Annotated in this window: 14 protein-coding genes and 4 tRNA genes; 13 read left to right on the plus strand and 5 right to left on the minus strand. The window is 58.6% G+C overall.

Translation table 11 applies throughout. From position 1 onward, the window contains the following. Window positions 1-87 precede the first annotated feature (87 nt). Window positions 88-750 (plus strand): cysteine peptidase family C39 domain-containing protein, encoded by a 663-nt coding sequence (locus BOP96_RS22305; protein WP_073454074.1) that lies wholly within the window; start codon window positions 88-90, stop codon window positions 748-750. Between the two features lie 111 nt (window positions 751-861). Here BOP96_RS22305 and pbpG read toward each other — a convergent pair whose 3' ends face one another. Together pbpG and folD are read right to left on the minus strand one after the other, a co-directional pair. Next, window positions 862-1,785: a D-alanyl-D-alanine endopeptidase gene (gene pbpG / locus BOP96_RS22310; protein ID WP_014718990.1), complete on the minus strand. Its 924-nt coding sequence runs from the start codon at window positions 1,783-1,785 to the stop codon at window positions 862-864. A gap of 208 nt (window positions 1,786-1,993) precedes the next feature. After that, on the minus strand, window positions 1,994-2,848 hold the full coding sequence (gene folD, locus BOP96_RS22315) for a bifunctional methylenetetrahydrofolate dehydrogenase/methenyltetrahydrofolate cyclohydrolase FolD (protein ID WP_014718989.1): 855 nt from the start codon (window positions 2,846-2,848) through the stop codon (window positions 1,994-1,996). Between the two features lie 275 nt (window positions 2,849-3,123). On the opposite strand from folD, the gene BOP96_RS22320 reads away from it, so the two are divergent. From BOP96_RS22320 to BOP96_RS22365, 10 genes are all read left to right on the plus strand, one after another. Next, window positions 3,124-3,200: transfer RNA gene (locus BOP96_RS22320), tRNA-Arg, on the plus strand. A 32-nt stretch (window positions 3,201-3,232) separates the two neighbouring features. Beyond that, window positions 3,233-3,308 (plus strand) — tRNA-His (locus tag BOP96_RS22325). Window positions 3,309-3,366: 58 nt separating this feature from the next. Then, window positions 3,367-3,451 (plus strand) — tRNA-Leu (locus BOP96_RS22330). Window positions 3,452-3,528: 77 nt separating this feature from the next. After that, a tRNA-His gene (locus BOP96_RS22335) sits at window positions 3,529-3,604 on the plus strand. A 401-nt stretch (window positions 3,605-4,005) separates the two neighbouring features. Further along, window positions 4,006-5,316 (plus strand): trigger factor, encoded by a 1,311-nt coding sequence (gene tig / locus BOP96_RS22340; protein ID WP_014718988.1) that lies wholly within the window; start codon window positions 4,006-4,008, stop codon window positions 5,314-5,316. 91 nt (window positions 5,317-5,407) lie between these two features. After that, on the plus strand, window positions 5,408-6,043 hold the full coding sequence (gene clpP, locus BOP96_RS22345; protein WP_003192255.1) for an ATP-dependent Clp endopeptidase proteolytic subunit ClpP: 636 nt from the start codon (window positions 5,408-5,410) through the stop codon (window positions 6,041-6,043). A gap of 112 nt (window positions 6,044-6,155) precedes the next feature. Continuing rightward, on the plus strand, window positions 6,156-7,439 hold the full coding sequence (gene clpX, locus BOP96_RS22350; protein WP_003192254.1) for an ATP-dependent Clp protease ATP-binding subunit ClpX: 1,284 nt from the start codon (window positions 6,156-6,158) through the stop codon (window positions 7,437-7,439). Between the two features lie 187 nt (window positions 7,440-7,626). Then, window positions 7,627-10,023 carry an endopeptidase La gene (gene lon, locus BOP96_RS22355; protein ID WP_003192252.1) on the plus strand — a complete coding sequence of 799 codons (2,397 nt, stop codon included), beginning with the start codon at window positions 7,627-7,629 and terminating at the stop codon, window positions 10,021-10,023. Between the two features lie 149 nt (window positions 10,024-10,172). Beyond that, on the plus strand, window positions 10,173-10,445 hold the full coding sequence (locus tag BOP96_RS22360; RefSeq protein ID WP_003174819.1) for an HU family DNA-binding protein: 273 nt from the start codon (window positions 10,173-10,175) through the stop codon (window positions 10,443-10,445). 228 nt (window positions 10,446-10,673) lie between these two features. Beyond that, window positions 10,674-12,548 (plus strand): SurA N-terminal domain-containing protein, encoded by a 1,875-nt coding sequence (locus BOP96_RS22365; RefSeq protein ID WP_073454062.1) that lies wholly within the window; start codon window positions 10,674-10,676, stop codon window positions 12,546-12,548. An 81-nt stretch (window positions 12,549-12,629) separates the two neighbouring features. Here the strand turns inward: BOP96_RS22365 and nhaA are convergent, their stop codons facing one another. After that, window positions 12,630-13,973 (minus strand): Na+/H+ antiporter NhaA, encoded by a 1,344-nt coding sequence (gene nhaA, locus BOP96_RS22370; protein ID WP_073454064.1) that lies wholly within the window; start codon window positions 13,971-13,973, stop codon window positions 12,630-12,632. Between the two features lie 118 nt (window positions 13,974-14,091). Then, window positions 14,092-15,273 (minus strand): MFS transporter, encoded by a 1,182-nt coding sequence (locus BOP96_RS22375; RefSeq protein ID WP_072433880.1) that lies wholly within the window; start codon window positions 15,271-15,273, stop codon window positions 14,092-14,094. A 116-nt stretch (window positions 15,274-15,389) separates the two neighbouring features. On the opposite strand from BOP96_RS22375, the gene BOP96_RS22380 reads away from it, so the two are divergent. Continuing rightward, entirely contained in the window at window positions 15,390-16,289 is a 900-nt protein-coding gene (locus BOP96_RS22380; RefSeq protein WP_175563009.1) for a LysR family transcriptional regulator, read from the plus strand. Window positions 16,290-16,377: 88 nt separating this feature from the next. After that, complete coding sequence (locus BOP96_RS22385) at window positions 16,378-17,169, plus strand: DUF2242 domain-containing protein (RefSeq protein WP_014718983.1); 792 nt, start codon at window positions 16,378-16,380, stop codon at window positions 17,167-17,169. 366 nt (window positions 17,170-17,535) lie between these two features. Here BOP96_RS22385 and BOP96_RS22390 read toward each other — a convergent pair whose 3' ends face one another. Further along, window positions 17,536-18,570 (minus strand): AraC family transcriptional regulator, encoded by a 1,035-nt coding sequence (locus tag BOP96_RS22390; RefSeq protein WP_019819480.1) that lies wholly within the window; start codon window positions 18,568-18,570, stop codon window positions 17,536-17,538. Window positions 18,571-18,572 lie beyond the last annotated feature (2 nt).

Genomic DNA, 18,572 nt, shown 5'->3' on the forward strand with positions numbered 1-18,572 from the left:
CTTTACTGGGCCAGTGGGCTATACCGGCGGGGCGGGGCGCCCTATGATCGGGGCCTTTACCGGCAGTTGATCAAGAGAGTGAAAAAATTGCGCTTACGGTCGAACCTTAAAACTTCCTTGCTGCTGGCCGTTGCCCTTGGGCTGGCGGCCTGTTCCAGTACCCCGTCGAAACTGCCAGGCTTGCCGGAGCGCGTTGAACTCAATGGCGTGCCAACCTTTCGCAGCGAGGCTTATCAGAGTGGTCCTGCGGCACTTGCCAGCATGCTGTCGCAACAAGGCATTGTCATGACACCGGGTTTGCTTGATAAACCACTGCGCCTGCCCGGCGCCGAGGCGGACCTTGAACGCAACATGCAGGTGCTGGCGCGTGAGTATGGGCTGATGGTGTACCCATTGGACGCCAAGCTGACCGCCGTGTTTGCCCAGATAGCGGCGGGTTACCCGGTGATGGCGCGGATCAACGCCAGCTATTGGTCCGGGGCGCGTTATGTCGTGGTGGTGGGGTTCAACCAGCAGAAAAGTACGGTGCTGTTGCGCTCAGGCAAGGAGCGTCGATTGAGCATGAGCTTCAGCGACTTCGATTCGGCGTGGAAGGGCGCGGGCCATTGGGCCATCCTCACCCAGCGCCCGAGCCAGTTGCCGGCCAACGTGGATGCGCAGCGCTGGCGCGATGCGGCCAGCGCCACGGCGCAGGCGGGGCAGGAGCAAGCGGCGGCCCAAGCGCTCAAGGTGTTGGCAGAGAAGAAGTGAAACTCAAATGTGGGAGCGGGCTTGCTCGCGAAGGCGCAGTGTCAGTCGCTGAATGCTTAGGCTGACCCACCGCATTCGCGAGCAAGCCCGCTCCCACACTAAAATCGCTGTTTATCGACGTACTTCCGTAGCAGTCGCTCGATTCTTGAGGTTCTTATCGGCCTTGTAACGCAGCGCCACATCCGGCACGGCGCCGCCTTTGCCGGTCTCGACCCAGCTACGAATACGGCTGGCATCGGCAAAGTGGGTGAACTTGCCAAAGGCATCCAGGATTACCAGCGACACCGGGCGATTGCCCATGCTCGTCACCAGCACCAGGCAATGGCCGGCCTGGTTGGTGAAGCCGGTCTTGGTCAGCTTGATATCCCAATTGGCGCGGTTGATCAGGTGGTCGGTGTTGGAGAAGCCCAAGGTGTAGTTGGGCTTGCGGAACGACACAGTCTTTTCCTTGGTGGTGCTCAACTGGCTGAGCATCGGAAACTTGCGCGCATAGGCCAGCAGCTTGCTCAGGTCGCGGGCGGTCGAGACGTTATGAATCGACAGGCCAGTGGGCTCCACGTAGTGGGTGCTGGTCATGCCCAGGGATTTGGCCTTGGCGTTCATCGCCGCGATGAAGGCCGAATAACCGCCTGGATAGTGGTGGGCCAGGCTGGCGGCGGCGCGGTTTTCCGAAGACATCAGCGCGATCAGCAGCATTTCCTTGCGCGGCATCTGGCTACCGATCTTCACCCGGGAGAACACGCCTTTCATCTCGGGCGTGTCGGTGATGTTGATGTCGATGTACTCGTCCATATTCTGCTTGGCTTCGAGGACGATCAGGCCGGTCATCAGCTTGCTCACCGAGGCGATAGGTACCACCACGTCGGGGTTGCTGGAATAAATGACTTTATTGGTCTGCAAATCGACCAGCATGGCGCTGCCGGAGGCGATCTGCAGCTTGGAGGCGTCACGCGGGGCCAGGGTGGTTTCGGCGGCGTGGGCGAAGGTACCTGCCAAAGCAAAAAACAGGCTGACAATAGAAAGACGAATTTTCACGCGGATGAACTCGCTAAAAAAGTAAGGAAATGCCGTTGTAGAACGGATCTTGTGACAAATGGCGTTACATTTTAGGAGTATGGATGAAGAACTGTCGAATGTTCTTCTAGAACCAGACGAAAGTGCTTAAAAACTAAGAAAAAACGGTTTTTTTACGTGCAATAAAAAGCCCTGCGCTAAGGCAGGGCTTTTTCATTACGTCTGGTTATTAACCATGCAGGGTTTCCGCTGCGTACAAGGTATTTTCCAACAGGCAGGCCCGGGTCATGGGCCCGACGCCGCCTGGCACTGGTGTGATCCAGCCAGCGCGGGGCAGGGCGGTTTCATACACCACGTCGCCCACCAACTTGCCGTCTTCCTGGCGGTTGATGCCCACGTCGATGACGATGGCGCCTTCCTTGATCCACTCACCCTTGACCAGGCCCGGCTTGCCGGCGGCGACTACCACCAGGTCAGCGCGGCCGACGTGGCCGGCCAGGTCCTTGGTGAAGCGGTGGGTGACGGTTACGGTGCAGCCGGCCAGCAGCAGCTCCATGGCCATCGGGCGACCGACGATGTTCGATGCGCCCACCACCACAGCGTCAAGGCCATACAGGTCGACACCGGTGCTTTCCAGCAGCGTCATGATGCCTTTGGGGGTGCATGGGCGCAGCAGGGGAATGCGTTGGGCCAGGCGGCCGACGTTATAAGGGTGGAAACCGTCGACGTCTTTGTCCGGGCGGATGCGCTCCAGCAGCTTGGAGGCGTCCAGGTGCTCGGGCAGTGGAAGTTGCAGCAGGATGCCGTCCATGTTCGGGTCATCGTTGAGGCTGTCAATCAGGTCGGTCAGGGCCTGTTGAGTGGTGTCCGAAGGCAAGTCATAGGCCTTGGAAATAAAGCCGACCTCTTCACAGTCTTTACGCTTGTGCGAGACATAAACCTGAGAGGCAGGATCGCTGCCGACCAGGATCACCGCGAGGCCAGGCGTGCGCAGGCCTTGCTGGCTGCGCTCGGTGACTCGTTTGGCGATCTGCTGGCGCAGGCTGGCGGCGATTGATTTGCCGTCGATAAGTTGTGCAGTCATTACGCGTGATTAACCATCGAGAGGGGGAAGAAAAGTGCGCGCATTCTCGCATGCCAAGGCGCGAGGGCAAAGGCGCTTGGTCTGCAAATTGCCCTAACCCCTTAAATAAAATCAGTTTTTTTCAAAAAAGATTTGACGGGTTTCCGGGGCATCTATACTATTCGTCGCACTTGTCGGGCACAGCCTAGCACTGGTTAAGAAGGTCGAGCAGAATAGTTGTACTGCAAGGCTGGAAGCACTTAGTTTGTAATCCTCCAAGAGTACAGATTAATAAGGCGCCCGTAGCTCAGCTGGATAGAGCATCCGCCTTCTAAGCGGATGGTCGCAGGTTCGAGTCCTGCCGGGTGCGCCATTAGGCAGCTTTGGCACAAGTAGCGCTATATGGTGGGCGTAGCTCAGTTGGTAGAGCACGGGATTGTGACTCCCGTTGTCGAGGGTTCGATCCCCTTCGTCCACCCCATATTCTGAAAAGGCGCCAGATTTAACAGTCTGGCGCCTTTGCTTTAAGAGCTTCAAGCGCGGATGTGGTGGAATTGGTAGACACACTGGATTTAGGTTCCAGCGCCGCGAGGCGTAAGAGTTCGAGTCTCTTCATCCGCACCAATTAAAGCTTTTCCCGGTCGTCAGGCGGGGCAGGGCTCAACAAAGAAGTGGTTTGGTTTCTTTGTTAACGCAATATGGTGGGCGTAGCTCAGTTGGTAGAGCACGGGATTGTGACTCCCGTTGTCGAGGGTTCGATCCCCTTCGTCCACCCCATATTCGAAAGGCGCCAGATTTAACAGTCTGGCGCCTTTTTTGGTTTTGGCGGTTTGAGATTGGGTGGTCGCAGGTGCTGGGCTGCCCCGGCAGGGCGTGTCGTCGTATTTGTGTATCTCGATGATGCCGCGTTGCTTGCTCGCTCTGTTCGCAGGGCGGGCCGTCAGGGAGATGGATGCGTGTTCCTTCTATATATAGAGAGGGGCGGCGCAGAGCCCTGGCGCAATTTGGCTGTATTTGTCACCGGGGCGAGGTACTTCAGTGCTTTCGTACCGATAAATTGCCGGCTGTTTTCCGCTGTGTTTTCAGTAGGGTGACTTCTTGAGTTTGACCCACTAGAATGCATGCCCTTGATTGGGGTCGGAAATGGCCGGCTAATGTCTGTGCAACGAGGAATATCCATGCAAGTTTCTGTTGAAAATACTACTGCTCTCGAGCGCCGCCTGAGCATCACCGTGCCGGCAGAGCGTATCGAGACTGCGGTCAACAAGCGTCTGCAGCAGACTGCCCAAAAGGCCAAGATCGCTGGTTTCCGTCCAGGCAAAGTGCCGATGAGCGAAATCAAGCGTCGTTTTGGTGCCGATGCGCGCCAGGAAGCTGTAGGTGACGTGATCCAGGCTTCTTTCTACGAAGCCGTTGTCGAGCAAAAGCTGAACCCGGCAGGCTCGCCTTCGATCGAGCCCAAGTCCCTGGAAGCGGGCAAGGACCTGGAATACGTTGCCGTATTCGAAGTGTTCCCGGAATTTGAAGTGGCCGGTTTCGACGGTATCGAAATCGAGCGTCTGAGCGCCGAAGTGGCCGATTCGGACCTGGACAACATGCTGGAAATCCTGCGCAAGCAGAACACTCGTTTTGAAGTGGCCGACCGTGCCGCCCAGAACGAAGACCAACTGAACATCGATTTCGTTGGCAAGGTTGACGGCGAAGTCTTCGCTGGCGGCTCCGCAAAGGGCACTCAACTGGTGCTGGGTTCCAACCGCATGATCCCTGGTTTCGAGGACGGCCTGGTTGGCGCCAAAGCCGGCGAAGAGCGCGTTCTGAACCTGACTTTCCCTGCTGACTACCAGAACCTGGACCTGGCTGGCAAAGCCGCCGAGTTCACCGTTACCGTCAACAGCGTTTCCGAGCCTAAGCTGCCAGAGCTGAACGAAGAGTTCTTCGCCCAGTTCGGCATCAAGGAAACCGGCATCGAAGGCTTCCGCACCGAAGTTCGCAAGAACATGGAGCGTGAGCTGCGCCAGGCTATCAAGTCCAAGGTCAAGAACCAGGTCATGGACGGTCTGCTGGCCGCCAACCCGATCGAAGTGCCTAAGGCCCTGCTGTCCAACGAAGTGGATCGTCTGCGCGTTCAAGCGGTTCAGCAGTTTGGTGGCAACATCAAGCCTGACCAACTGCCGGCCGAGCTGTTCGAAGAGCAAGCCAAGCGCCGCGTTGTGCTGGGCCTGATCGTGGCTGAAGTGGTCAAGCAGTTCGACCTCAAGCCAGACGAAGATCGCGTTCGTGAAATGATCCAGGAAATGGCTTCGGCCTACCAGGAGCCTGAGCAGGTCGTGGCTTGGTACTACAAGAATGAGCAGCAGATGAACGAAGTACGTTCGGTTGTGCTGGAAGAACAAGTTGTGGATACTGTTCTGCAGAAGGCTAAGGTGACCGATAAAGCGGTCTCTTACGAAGAAGCAGTCAAACCGGCGGAAGCAGCACAAGCCGACTGATTGTCCAACTCGTTGGAAATTCAACCATAAGCCAGCCTCGCGCTGGCTTATGCGTTTTCAAGACATGACTATTTGGGAGTAACTGCAGAGCATGTTCCGTAATTCCTATATTCAGCAGAACTCTGATATCCAGGCCGCAGGCGGCCTGGTCCCGATGGTTGTCGAGCAGTCCGCTCGTGGCGAACGCGCCTACGACATCTACTCGCGCCTGCTCAAGGAGCGAGTGATCTTTCTGGTTGGCCCGGTAGAGGACTACATGGCCAACCTGATCTGTGCGCAATTGCTGTTCCTTGAAGCGGAAAACCCGGACAAGGACATCCATCTCTACATCAACTCACCGGGCGGTTCGGTGACTGCGGGCATGTCGATCTACGACACCATGCAGTTCATCAAGCCAAACGTGTCGACCACCTGTATTGGCCAGGCGTGCAGCATGGGCGCCTTCCTGCTGACTGCGGGTGCCGAAGGCAAGCGTTTCTGCCTGCCGAACTCGCGCGTGATGATTCACCAGCCGCTGGGCGGTTTCCAGGGCCAGGCGTCGGACATCGAAATCCACGCCAAGGAAATCCTCTTCATTCGTGAGCGTCTCAACACGCTGATGGCCAAGCACAGCGGGCGCACCCTGGAAGAAATCGAGCGCGATACCAACCGTGACAATTTCATGAGCGCTGAAGCCGCCAAGGAATACGGGTTGATCGACGCAGTGATCGACAAGCGCCCCGCTTAATATAAGCCGCTCAAAATAGGGCTGGTCGGCATGTCCGACCACTGGCGGGCTTGAAAAAGCCCGCATAAGCCTTCATCTTGTGTTGCAAGCCTATCGGATTTGGATCGAACGAATGACTGACACCCGCAACGGCGAGGACAACGGCAAGCTGCTCTATTGCTCCTTCTGTGGCAAAAGCCAGCATGAAGTACGCAAATTGATTGCCGGCCCCTCGGTGTTTATCTGCGACGAATGCGTCGACCTGTGCAATGACATCATCCGTGAGGAGGTGCAGGAAGCCCAGGCCGAGAGCAGTGCGCATAAATTACCTTCGCCTAAAGAAATCAGCGGCATCCTTGACCAGTACGTCATTGGTCAAGAACGTGCAAAGAAGGTTCTGGCCGTAGCGGTGTACAACCACTACAAGCGCTTGAACCAGCGTGACAAGAAAGGTGATGAGGTTGAACTCGGCAAGAGCAACATCTTGCTGATCGGTCCTACAGGCTCGGGTAAAACCCTGCTTGCAGAAACCCTCGCTCGCCTGCTGAACGTTCCGTTCACCATCGCCGACGCCACCACCCTCACCGAGGCTGGCTACGTGGGTGAAGATGTCGAGAACATCATTCAGAAACTGCTGCAGAAGTGCGACTACGACGTAGAGAAAGCCCAGATGGGTATTGTCTACATCGACGAAATTGACAAGATTTCGCGCAAGTCTGATAACCCGTCGATCACCCGGGACGTTTCCGGTGAAGGCGTGCAGCAGGCCCTGTTGAAACTGATCGAAGGCACGGTTGCGTCCGTACCGCCGCAAGGTGGTCGCAAGCATCCGCAGCAGGAATTCCTTCAGGTTGATACGCGTAACATCCTGTTCATTTGTGGCGGTGCGTTCTCCGGTCTGGAGAAGGTGATTCAGCAGCGTTCCACCCGTGGCGGCATTGGTTTCAGTGCGGAAGTGCGCAGCAAGGAAGAAGGCAAGAAGGTGGGCGAGTCCCTGCGTGAAGTCGAGCCTGACGATCTGGTCAAGTTCGGTCTGATCCCGGAATTCGTTGGCCGTCTGCCGGTCCTGGCCACGTTGGACGAGCTGGATGAGGCGGCTTTGATCCAGATCCTCACCGAGCCGAAAAACGCCCTGACCAAGCAATACGGCAAATTGTTCGAGATGGAAGGTGTAGACCTCGAGTTCCGTACCGACGCGCTGAAATCGGTGGCCAAGCGAGCACTGGAGCGTAAGACCGGTGCACGTGGCCTGCGTTCTATCCTCGAAGGCGTGTTGCTCGACACCATGTACGAAATCCCCTCGCAGTCTGAGGTGAGTAAAGTGGTGATCGATGAAAGCGTGATCGAAGGCAAGTCCAAGCCACTGTATATCTACGAAAACAGTGAGCCGGCTGCCAAGGCTGCACCCGACGCATAAGCGTTCAGCAGTTGCGGTACAAGCAAGGGGCCTCTAGGGGCCCCTTGTCTTTGGGGGCGTTTCTTAGGGCGGTGGTTAAATTCGCGTGTATTCATGCGTTTAACTACTGGCATTGAGCTTGTTTTTTTTGCATGTAACCCCCATCTTGGTTTCAAGCTTATTTTTGAACTGTCATAGAGGCGAAATCATGAAGACAACCATCGAATTGCCTCTCCTGCCGTTGCGCGATGTCGTCGTCTATCCGCACATGGTTATCCCGCTGTTCGTGGGGCGCGAGAAGTCTATCGAAGCCCTCGAGGCCGCGATGACGGGCGACAAGCAAATCCTGCTGTTGGCCCAGAAGAATCCTGCTGATGATGATCCGGGTGAAGATGCCCTGTATCGCGTCGGCACCATTGCCACTGTCCTGCAATTGCTCAAGCTGCCCGATGGCACCGTCAAGGTGTTGGTCGAAGGTGAGCAGCGCGGTGCCGTAGAGCGCTTTATGGAGGTGGACGGCCACCTGCGCGCGGAAGTGGCGCTGATCGAAGAAGTCGAAGCCCCGGAGCGTGAATCCGAGGTGTTCGTGCGCAGCCTGCTGTCGCAGTTCGAGCAATATGTGCAGTTGGGCAAGAAAGTCCCGGCTGAAGTCCTGTCTTCGCTCAACAGCATTGATGAACCGAGCCGCCTGGTCGACACCATGGCTGCACACATGGCGCTGAAGATCGAGCAGAAGCAAGACATCCTCGAAATCATCGACCTGTCGGCCCGTGTCGAACACGTATTGGCGATGCTGGATGGCGAAATCGACCTGTTACAGGTTGAGAAGCGCATCCGTGGCCGCGTGAAGAAGCAGATGGAACGTAGCCAGCGCGAGTACTACCTGAATGAGCAGATGAAGGCCATTCAGAAGGAGCTCGGCGACGGCGAGGAAGGCCACAACGAAATCGAAGAGCTGAAAAAGCGTATCGATGCCGCTGGCCTGCCCAAAGACGCCCTGACCAAGGCCACCGCCGAGCTGAACAAGCTCAAGCAGATGTCGCCAATGTCGGCCGAAGCCACTGTGGTGCGCTCGTATATCGACTGGTTGGTGCAAGTGCCGTGGAAGGCCCAGACCAAGGTGCGCCTGGACTTGGCCCGTGCTGAAGAGATCCTCGACGCTGACCATTACGGTTTGGAAGAGGTCAAGGAGCGCATCCTTGAGTACCTCGCCGTGCAAAAACGTGTGAAAAAAATCCGCGGTCCGGTGCTGTGCCTGGTCGGGCCTCCAGGTGTGGGTAAAACTTCCCTGGCGGAATCGATTGCCAGCGCGACTAACCGCAAGTTCGTGCGCATGGCCTTGGGTGGCGTGCGTGACGAAGCTGAGATCCGTGGTCATCGCCGTACCTACATCGGTTCGATGCCAGGAAGATTGATTCAAAAGATGACAAAAGTGGGTGTACGCAACCCGCTGTTCCTGCTCGATGAAATCGACAAAATGGGCAGCGACATGCGTGGCGACCCGGCGTCGGCCTTGCTCGAAGTGCTTGATCCCGAGCAGAACCATAATTTCAACGACCATTACCTGGAAGTCGACTACGACTTGTCTGACGTAATGTTCTTGTGCACCTCCAACTCCATGAACATTCCGCCAGCCTTGCTGGATCGGATGGAGGTGATTCGTCTGCCGGGCTACACCGAAGACGAGAAGATCAACATCGCGGTCAAGTACCTGGCGCCCAAGCAGATTTCGGCCAACGGCCTGAAGAAGGGCGAGATCGAATTCGAGGTCGAGGCGATCCGTGACATCGTGCGCTACTACACCCGCGAGGCCGGTGTACGGGGCCTTGAGCGCCAGATCGCGAAGATCTGCCGCAAGGCGGTGAAGGAGCACGCGTTGGAAAAACGCTTCTCTGTGAAGGTGGTCGCCGATTCCCTGGAACACTTCCTGGGCGTGAAGAAATTCCGCTACGGCCTGGCCGAGCAGCAGGATCAGGTCGGCCAGGTGACTGGCTTGGCGTGGACCCAGGTGGGTGGCGAATTGCTCACCATCGAAGCGGCGGTGATTCCGGGCAAAGGCCAGTTGATCAAGACCGGCTCCCTGGGTGATGTGATGGTCGAATCCATTACGGCCGCGCAGACCGTGGTACGCAGCCGCGCCCGCAGCCTGGGCATCCCGCTGGACTTCCACGAGAAGCACGACACCCATATCCACATGCCGGAAGGGGCGACCCCCAAAGACGGCCCTAGCGCTGGCGTAGGCATGTGCACGGCGCTGGTATCAGCGTTGACCGGCATTCCTGTGCGCGCCGATGTGGCGATGACCGGAGAAATTACCCTGCGTGGCCAGGTATTGGCGATCGGTGGTCTGAAAGAGAAATTACTCGCTGCGCACCGAGGTGGAATCAAGACCGTGATCATTCCTGAAGAGAATGTTCGCGACTTGAAGGAAATTCCTGACAATATCAAGCAGGATCTTCAGATTAAACCGGTTAAATGGATTGACGAGGTCCTGCAAATTGCGCTGCAATACGCGCCGGAGCCCTTGCCGGATGTGGCCCCGGAGATCGTCGCGAAGGACGAAAAACGCGAGTCCGATTCCAAGGAAAGAATTAGCACGCATTAATGTGTTGGAGCCTGGGGGGCTTCCTTGACAGCTTTTTAGAGCCCTTGTTATAAAGCGGCTCTTAAGTGTCTGTAGGCCATTCAGCACTGGTTTTGCTTTTTACCAAAAAACTTAGAATCATACTCAATAGATATATAAGGGGACTTAGAGTGAACAAGTCGGAACTGATTGATGCTATCGCTGCATCCGCTGATATCCCGAAAGCTGCTGCTGGCCGTGCGCTGGACGCAGTAATCGAATCCGTCACTGGCGCTCTGAAGGCCGGCGACTCCGTGGTACTGGTAGGCTTCGGTACTTTCTCTGTGACTGACCGCCCAGCTCGCACTGGCCGTAACCCACAGACCGGCAAAGCACTGCAAATCGCTGCTGCCAAGAAACCAGGTTTCAAAGCCGGTAAAGCCCTGAAAGAAGCCGTTAACTAAGCTTCGTTCAAGCCTTTGCTTACCCGGGTCGGACGCAGGTCTGGCCTGGCAGCGGAGCGGTAGCTGACCCACGTATCGGGTCGCCACGCCGGGGGTGCAGATTCGAACCCCCGTCCGCTCCGCCAGTTACGAGAAGGCGCATCCTCGGATGCGCCTTTCTTCTATCCGGACTCTACCCACGCTCCACGGTTGCCTAATTTTTGAAGTTCAACCGTTTCTGGGGGACGCATGCTGCAAAATATCAGGGACAATTCACAAGGCTGGATTGCCAAGACCATTATCGGGATCATCGTCGCTTTGATGGCGTTCACCGGTATCGAAGCCATTTTCCAGGCTTCGGGTAATAACAAGCAGGACGTGGCCAAGGTCAACGGTGAACAGATCACCCAGACCGAGCTGAGCCAGGCTGTCGATATGCAACGGCGCCAGCTGATGCAACAGTTGGGTAAGGATTTCGATGCTTCCCTGCTCGACGAAAAACTGCTGCGCGATGCTGCCCTCAAGGGCCTGATCGATCGCAAGCTGCTGCTGCAAGGCGCTGCCGATTCCAAGTTCGGCTTCTCGGAAGCTGCGCTGGATCAGGTGATCCTGCAGACGCCGGAATTCCAGGTGGACGGCAAGTTCAACGCCGAACGCTTTGACCAGGTGATCCGCCAGCTGGGCTATAGCCGCATGCAATTCCGTCAGATGCTGACCCAGGAAATGCTGATCGGCCAGGTTCGCGCAGGCATCGCCGGCAGCGGGTTTGTGACCGACGCCGAGGTGCTGGCATTTGCCCGTCTGGAAAAACAGACCCGCGATTTTGCCACCGTCAACATCAAGGCTGATCCCGCGGCGGTGAAACTCACCGACGCTGAGGTCAAAGCCTACTACGACCAGCACGCCAAAGAGTTCATGACCCCGGACCAAGTGGTCATCGACTATCTGGAATTGAAGAAGTCTTCCTTCTTCGACCAGGTGACTGTTAAGGACGATGAGCTGCAGGCTGCCTACGAGAAGGAAACCGCCAACCTCGCTGAACAGCGTCGTGCCGCGCATATCCTGATTGAAGTCAACGAAAAGGTCACCGAGGCGCAAGCCAAGGCCAAGATCGAAGACATCCAGGCGCGCCTGGCCAAGGGTGAGAAGTTCGAAGCTCTGGCCAAGGAGTTCTCCCAGGATCCAGGTTCGGCCAACAATGGCGGCGACCTCGGTTTTGCTGGCCCTGGTGTTTACGACCCGGACTTCGAAACCGCCTTGTACGGCTTGAAGCAAGACCAGGTGTCGGCGCCGGTGCGCACCACCTTCGGTTGGCACCTGATCAAGTTGCTGGGCGTTGAAGCGCCTGAAGTGCCATCGTTCGCCAGCCTGAAAGACAAGCTGACCCGCGAGCTCAAGGCACAGCAGGTTGAACAGCGTTTTGTCGAAGCGACCAAGCAATTGGAAGATGCGGCATTCGAAGCCTCTGACCTGGCCCAGCCGGCGTCTGACCTGAAGCTGACCGTCCATACTTCCGCGCCGTTTGGCCGCGAAGGTGGCGAAGGTGTAGCGGCCAACCGTGCCGTGGTCACTGCCGCATTCAGCCCGGAAGTGCTGGATGAAGGTGCCAACAGCAGCGCCATCGAACTGGACCCGGAAACCATCATCGTGCTGCGTGCCAAGGAGCATCTCAAGCCGGCCCAACTGCCGCTCGAGAAGGTCGAGGCGGCCATTCGCACCCAGATGACCAAGGAGCGCGCAAGCGCTGCTGCCAAAGCCCGTGCCGACGAGTTGATCGCCAGCCTGCGTGATGGCAAGACCGCGCTGGACCAGCCGGTTGACGGTCAGGCTTGGAAGGTGACTGAGGCGGCTACCCGTGGTCAGGAGTCTATCGACCCGGCCGTGCTGCAAGCCTTGTTCCGCATGCCCAAGCCGGCGGCCAAGGACAAGCCTACCTTCACCACCGTGACCCTGCGCGATGGCAGCCTGATGATCGTGCGCTTGAACGGCGTGAACGAAGCGGCGGCCCCTACGGACGAAGAAAAGGCGCAATACCGCCGCTTCCTCGCTTCCCGTATTGGCCAGCAGGACTTCGCGGCCTACCGCAAGCAGCTGGAAACCCAGGCAGACATCAAGAAGTACTGATGCCGGCCTGAATAAAAAGACCCCGACCTGAAAAGGCCGGGGTCTTTTTTTGCCCTTGATAAAGTGAGTGCTGAATGCGCTTTAGGCGTTCTTGGCTGCAAACTTGAGCTTGCCCCACGTCAACCCGATCACCGCCGCCAGGGTTGAAGCCGCCAATACGCTCAGCTTCGCAGCCGACAGCAGGGCCGGGTCGGAAAATGCCAGGGACGAGATAAAGATCGACATGGTGAAACCGATCCCCGCCAACAGCCCTACCAGGCCAACGCCCGTCCAGGTCACACCGTCAGGCAGTTTGCAGATGTTGAGCTTGACCAGCGCCAGGCTCGCCAGCATCACGCCCAGAGGCTTGCCGAGCACCAGGGCGAAGATGACGCCCATGAACACACCGTGGGCCAGCGGGTCATCCAGATTGAAACCGTCCAGGCTCACACCGGCGTTGGCCAATGCAAACAGCGGCATCACGCCGAACGCGACCCAGGGGTGCAGCGCCGATTGAACACGCTGCACTGGCGGCAGTATTTCCCGTTGAGCTTCGCGCAATTGTTTGAGGGGCGTGGCGACTTGCTGGGCCCCTTCGGCTGGCTGCGAGAACCGGTCCATCAGCTCGTTGAAGGTGCGTTCGATGGTTTCCAGCGGGCGTTCCCGGGTGGGCTTGGAATTGACGGGGGTCATCAAGCCAAGGATCACCCCGGCGAGTGTTGGGTGCACGCCGGTCTTGAGCAGGCCAAACCACACGATAGCGCCTGGCAGCAGGTAGATCGCCGCCTTGCTGATGCCCATGCGTTGGAACACCAACACCAGGGCCAGCCCGCCGACAGCAATCACCAAGCCCATGTAGTCGAGGCTGGCGGTGAAAAAGATCGCGATGATCAGAATCGCCACGATGTCATCGATGATCGCCAAGGCCAGCAGCAGGATGCGCACGCCACTGGGAATCGATTTGCCCAGCAGCGCGAGCACGCCCACGGCAAAGGCGATGTCGGTCGCGGTGGGGACCGCCCAGCCACTCGCGGCGGGGGTGCCGTGGTTGAGCAGGGTGTAGATGAGGGCGGGCATCAGCACACCGCCCAACGCCGCGCCCAACGGCAGCGTGGCCAGCTTCAGGTTAGCGAGGGCGCCGTCTTTGATTTCCTGGCGGATCTCGGCTCCGACTACCAGAAAGAAAATGGTCATCAGCCCGTCATTCACCAGAAAATGCAGGGAGCGCGACACGCTGTAATCGCCCAGCCCGAGGGTGATGGGCGTGTTCCAGAAATGCTCGTAGGTCGCGGCGGCGGGGCTGTTGGCCCACACCAGCGCGACGATGGCGGCCAGCAGCAGCACGATACCGCTAACGGCTTCGATGTGTGAAAAGCGCTGAAGGGCGGACAGCGCGCCCTCAGTCAAACGCTGGGGGCGGGGGATGGCAGGGTGTTTATCAGGCACGACAAATCTCCATTGGCGGCCCGACCAATGCTTGGCTTTTAACCTGCGCCGTGCTTTATGCAACAACGCACCCAGGGGCGATGATAGGAAGGTGAGGAATAAGTTGTAAACAAACTTGTCATCGCGCGGGCAGCGCTTTACCCCGGATTGCACCCAGCGCCAACACGATCAATCCTAGAACTGCCCATGGAAATGCCACGACGCCCCAACGTTCGAGCAAGAGCCCGCCCACTAATCCACCTCCGGCGATGCCCAGGTTCCATACCGTAACCAACATCGATTGGGCGGCATCGGCCGAGTTGCCAGCCGACTTGGCCAGCGCGGTTTGCAATAGCGCTGGGAGGCCACCGAAGGCGAGCCCCCACAACGCCACGCTGACGTAAATGGCGACTACGCAGTTGAACCATAGTCCGAGCAGCAGGGCCGCAACGGCGAACATCGCGCAACTGATGAGGGTCAGCAGCCTCAGGTGCTGATCAATCCAGATGCCTACCAGCCAAATGCTCAGCAGGGCCATCAGGCCGAACACCAGCAGCACGCGATCAATCTCGCGGTCGATACCGGCGGGCACCAGCAAAGGGGCGATGTAGGTATAGAGAATGTTATGCGCGAGCACGTAGGTAAAGGTCACCCAGAGCACCGGCCTGATGCCTGGCAACGCCAGTACCTGACGTAAGCCGAGGCGTTTGCTTGGCGGTTCACCGGCAAAATCCGGCAGTTGCCAACGCGCCCATATCAGCAGTAACAGGGTCAGGCCAGTCATGATGGCAAAACTGGCGCGCCATCCGACAAGCGTGCCCAGCAGGGTGCCGGCGGGCACGCCGAGGGACAAGGCCAGCGGCGCACCCAGCATGGCCACGGCAATCGCCCGGCCCTGCAGATGAGGTGCGACCATACGACTGGCGTAACCCGCCAACAAGGCCCACAGCAAGCCAGCGAACACACCGGCGAAAAATCGTGCAGCCAAGGTCAAGCCATAGTGGCTGGAGAACGCGGTGACGCTGTTAACCAATGCAAAACCGCCGATGGCGATCAACAGTAGCGGCCGCCGGCGCCAACCCCGGGTCAGCAATGTCAGGGGGATAGCAGCAAGCAACGAGCCGAGCGCATAGAGGGTCACCAGTTGCCCGACCAGGGCCTGGGAGACCCCAAGCCCAGCACCGATTTGCGGTAATAAGCCGGCGGGCATCGCCTCGGTCAGGATGGTGATAAAGCCGGCGCAGGCCAACGCCAGCAGACCGGCCAGGGGCAGGCGTTCAGCGTGGGGCGCTGTATCGACCAATAGGGGACTGTCGTTCATGGGCGCTCTCCTTGAAAGGGCAAGGAGCCAGGGTAGGGGGCTGCGAGGCGCGGAAAAACAGGCTAAGGTTCCGAACTTATCGGACGTTGATGTCCGCAATCGGCAAAGGCATCACCATGGACAATCTGGGCAGCCTCTCGGTTTTTGTGCAGGTCGCGCAAACCCTCAGCTTTACCGCTGCGGGCCGCGTACTGGGCGTGTCATCGTCGGCGGTGGGTAAAAGCATTGCGCGGATGGAGGAGCGCCTGGGCGTCAGGTTGTTTCATCGCAGCACCCGCAGTATCACCCTGACCAGCGAGGGCGCGCTGTTCCTGGAGCGTTCGCGGCGCATCCTGGCGGAACTGGAGGCGGCCGAACAGGAGTTGACTGAGGTCACTGCCAGCCCTCGCGGCAAGCTGCGGATCAGTGTGCCCCAAGTGCGCGGCTTGTTGATGCCGGTGATCAGCGATTTTATGCGCGCCTACCCGGACATTGAGTTGGATGTGGATTTTTCCGACCGCATGGTGGACGTGATAGAGGAGGGCTTCGACGCGGTGATTCGCACCGGCAAGCCAGAAGATTCGCGCTTGATGGTGCGCCATCTAGGGCATTACCAGTTGGTTCTCGTCGGTACGCCCGGCTATTTCGACCAGCATGGTACGCCCCATCGGCCACAGGACCTGAATCATCACGCCTGCCTGCGGCACAAATTCTGCGCCACCGGCAAGCTGGAGCCCTGGCCACTGCGTCCTGTCCCGGGGGCTGCGGAACTGAACCTGCGCGCACCGCTGGTCAGCACCACCATCGAGTCCCTCAATCATGTGGTGCAAGAAGGACTGGGCATTGCGTGCCTGCCGGACTACATGGTCAGCCAGGCCGTACAACATGGGCGTTTGCGACGGGTGCTGGATGAGCACCTCGAACATCGCGGCAGTTTCTGGTTGCTGTGGCCGGCCAGTCGCCATGCTTCGGCCAAGCTGCGGGCCTTTATCGATCATATGTGCGCCGGGCTTTTTCCTACTGACGCCGCTGTCTGAGCTTGAGATGTTTTACCGACAGGAATCGCGCTTCAATGTCGCGTTCTGTTGCACAATACCGTCCGGACCGTTTTCTTCAGGATTTTCAATGTCGACATCATTTCACTTGCGCAATCTCGGGTTGGCGCTGGTGCTGGCGGGCGCCGCGGGCTGCTCGTCACCCAAGACCGCTATCTATGAACATGAGAATTTCGACGATTCCGGTACGTTTTCCCGCGATTACCCGGTCAGCGATGTGGCGGCCTGTGAAGCTGCGCGCCGTGCCCTGCTGAGCCAGGGCTACATTATCACCAGCAGCGATCCGAAACTGGTGGCCGGCAACAAGAGTTTCCAGCAGACCGGCGAGACCCACCTGCAGATCAGTTTCAATGTGGTGTGCGCTGCTGATGGCAAGGGCAGCAATCACTCGACGATGTTTGCCAATGCCTTGCAGGACCGCTATGCGCTGAAGAAGGTCAACAACTCCGCGAGCCTCGGTGTAGGCGTGCTGGGCTCGGTGTCGATGCCGATTGGCTCCACCGACGACTCGATGGTGAAGGTGGCAAGCGAGACCGTCTCGGCACCGAAGTTCTACGAGCGTTACTTTGCGTTGGTGGACGTGTTCCTGCCGCAGGAAGTAAAGCAGGCCGAGCATATCCCCGAGCAGCCCAAGGCTGACCTGGGCGTGCCTGAACCCAAGGCCGCTCCGGCACCCGAGAAGGTCGAAGCGCCGAAGGAGGTGCCTGTAGCGCCTGCCGCTGCAGAGCCGCTTGCGCCGCCACCTGAGGCTGCACCGATTGCACCGGTGACAGAGCCCGCTCCGGTTGCGCCGGCGCCGACTGATCCTGCCTTGCCGGCCCCGACAGAAGCGATTCCACCGCTTCCGATGCCTGCGCAATAACGCAATGCTCTTCTACTGTTGGAGCGGGCTTGCTCGCGAATACGGCGTAACAGTCGCCAGGTGTGTTGAATGACACACCGCTTTCGCGAGCAAGCCCGCTCCCACATTTTGACCGAGGTTGCGGTTAAGTTAAATCCAGTGATCGCCGCTACGTTTAATCCTGAAGAGCAGGAATGTCACGACGTCGACATTTTTTCGTCATGACGGCACTTTAGGCTGGGTTCGCAGGTCATTAATCTGCAACCGCTTTCAACACGAAAAGGAGTCCACCATGGACGATTACCAGGAAGAGCTGCTGGAGTACCAGGCATTCGAATTGGACCCGCTGGATCCGGTCGACGATGCCACCGAGCTGTAACGCTGACTTCAGGCGGAATGCCGCTGACTGCGGCGAAATTCCCCTGGGGTCTGGTTGTTCCAGCGTCTGAAGGCCCTTTGGAAGGCTTGGGCCGAAGCAAAACCGAGCAAGTAGGCGATCTCGCCGAACGCCAGTTCCGTATCGCGAATGTAGGTCATGGCCAGGTCGCGACGGGTGTCATTGAGGATCGCGCGAAACTGCGTGCCTTCCTCGGCCAGTTTGCGCCGCAATGTCCAGGTTGGCAGCTTCAAGCGTGCCGCCACTTCCTCCAGGTCGGGTTCCCGGCCGCCATTGAGCATCGGCCCGAGCAAACGGGTAATGCGCTCGCGCAGGCTGCGGGTGCGGGTCAATTGCTCTAATTCCCTTTCACACAGCTGTAGCAGCAGGTGCCAGGTGCTTGGGCAATGCTGCGGGTTGCGCAGCGCCAGGGTGGGTTGGCTGAGGCGCAGTTGATTGACCTCGGCGCCGAAGTGGACCACGCCCTCTCCCAACACCCTGTAGTGGTCGTGGTAGTCCGGCGCGTCGAATTCGATTTCAATCCGCTGGGCCTGCACCGGCTGTTGCGCCAGGCCAGACAATTGCTGCAGCCAGCCGGCGATGATCGAATCCACCACAAAGCGGTTGTAGGCGTTATAGGGGCTGATGGAATAAAACCGCAGCCACGCGCCTTCAGCGTCTTCATGAAAGCTTGATTGCCCGCGATAGTTGGAGCCGTACAGCGCTTCAAAGCGTGTGAGCGTGCGCGCCGCTTCGCGCACTGTAGGCGCTTGAGCGGCAGTGACGCCGGCAAGACCAGCCTGGCTCAAGCGGCTGAGCTGGCCCATACGCAGGCCCAGGCCGGGGTTGCCGGTCAGTTGGATGGCCGCGTGGCCCAGGCGCATGTAGCGCGGGATCGACAAGCGTGCGCCGGCCTCAGCCAGGCGAGCTGGATCAAGGCCGTATTGCAGCAGCAGGGGCTGTGGGTCCAGGCCGTGGCTGTGGATGGCGTCGGCCAGGGTGTGCACGAAGCCCACCGACAGATCCCCCAGGCGCACCGGCTTCAAGG

It is taken from the genome of Pseudomonas sp. FSL W5-0203, from assembly GCF_001896155.1.
Classification (GTDB): Bacteria; Pseudomonadota; Gammaproteobacteria; order Pseudomonadales; family Pseudomonadaceae; genus Aquipseudomonas; species Aquipseudomonas paracarnis.

Coding starts and splice junctions, on each gene's coding strand:
- tig (WP_014718988.1), top strand. CDS start 4,006: ATGCAAGTTTCTGTTGAAAATACTACTGCTCTCGAGCGCCGCCTGAGC.
- BOP96_RS22365 (WP_073454062.1), top strand. CDS start 10,674: ATGCTGCAAAATATCAGGGACAATTCACAAGGCTGGATTGCCAAGACC.
- BOP96_RS22375 (WP_072433880.1), bottom strand. CDS start 15,273: ATGAACGACAGTCCCCTATTGGTCGATACAGCGCCCCACGCTGAACGC.
- folD (WP_014718989.1), bottom strand. CDS start 2,848: ATGACTGCACAACTTATCGACGGCAAATCAATCGCCGCCAGCCTGCGC.
- BOP96_RS22385 (WP_014718983.1), top strand. CDS start 16,378: ATGTCGACATCATTTCACTTGCGCAATCTCGGGTTGGCGCTGGTGCTG.
- BOP96_RS22380 (WP_175563009.1), top strand. CDS start 15,390: ATGGACAATCTGGGCAGCCTCTCGGTTTTTGTGCAGGTCGCGCAAACC.
- clpX (WP_003192254.1), top strand. CDS start 6,156: ATGACTGACACCCGCAACGGCGAGGACAACGGCAAGCTGCTCTATTGC.
- lon (WP_003192252.1), top strand. CDS start 7,627: ATGAAGACAACCATCGAATTGCCTCTCCTGCCGTTGCGCGATGTCGTC.
- clpP (WP_003192255.1), top strand. CDS start 5,408: ATGTTCCGTAATTCCTATATTCAGCAGAACTCTGATATCCAGGCCGCA.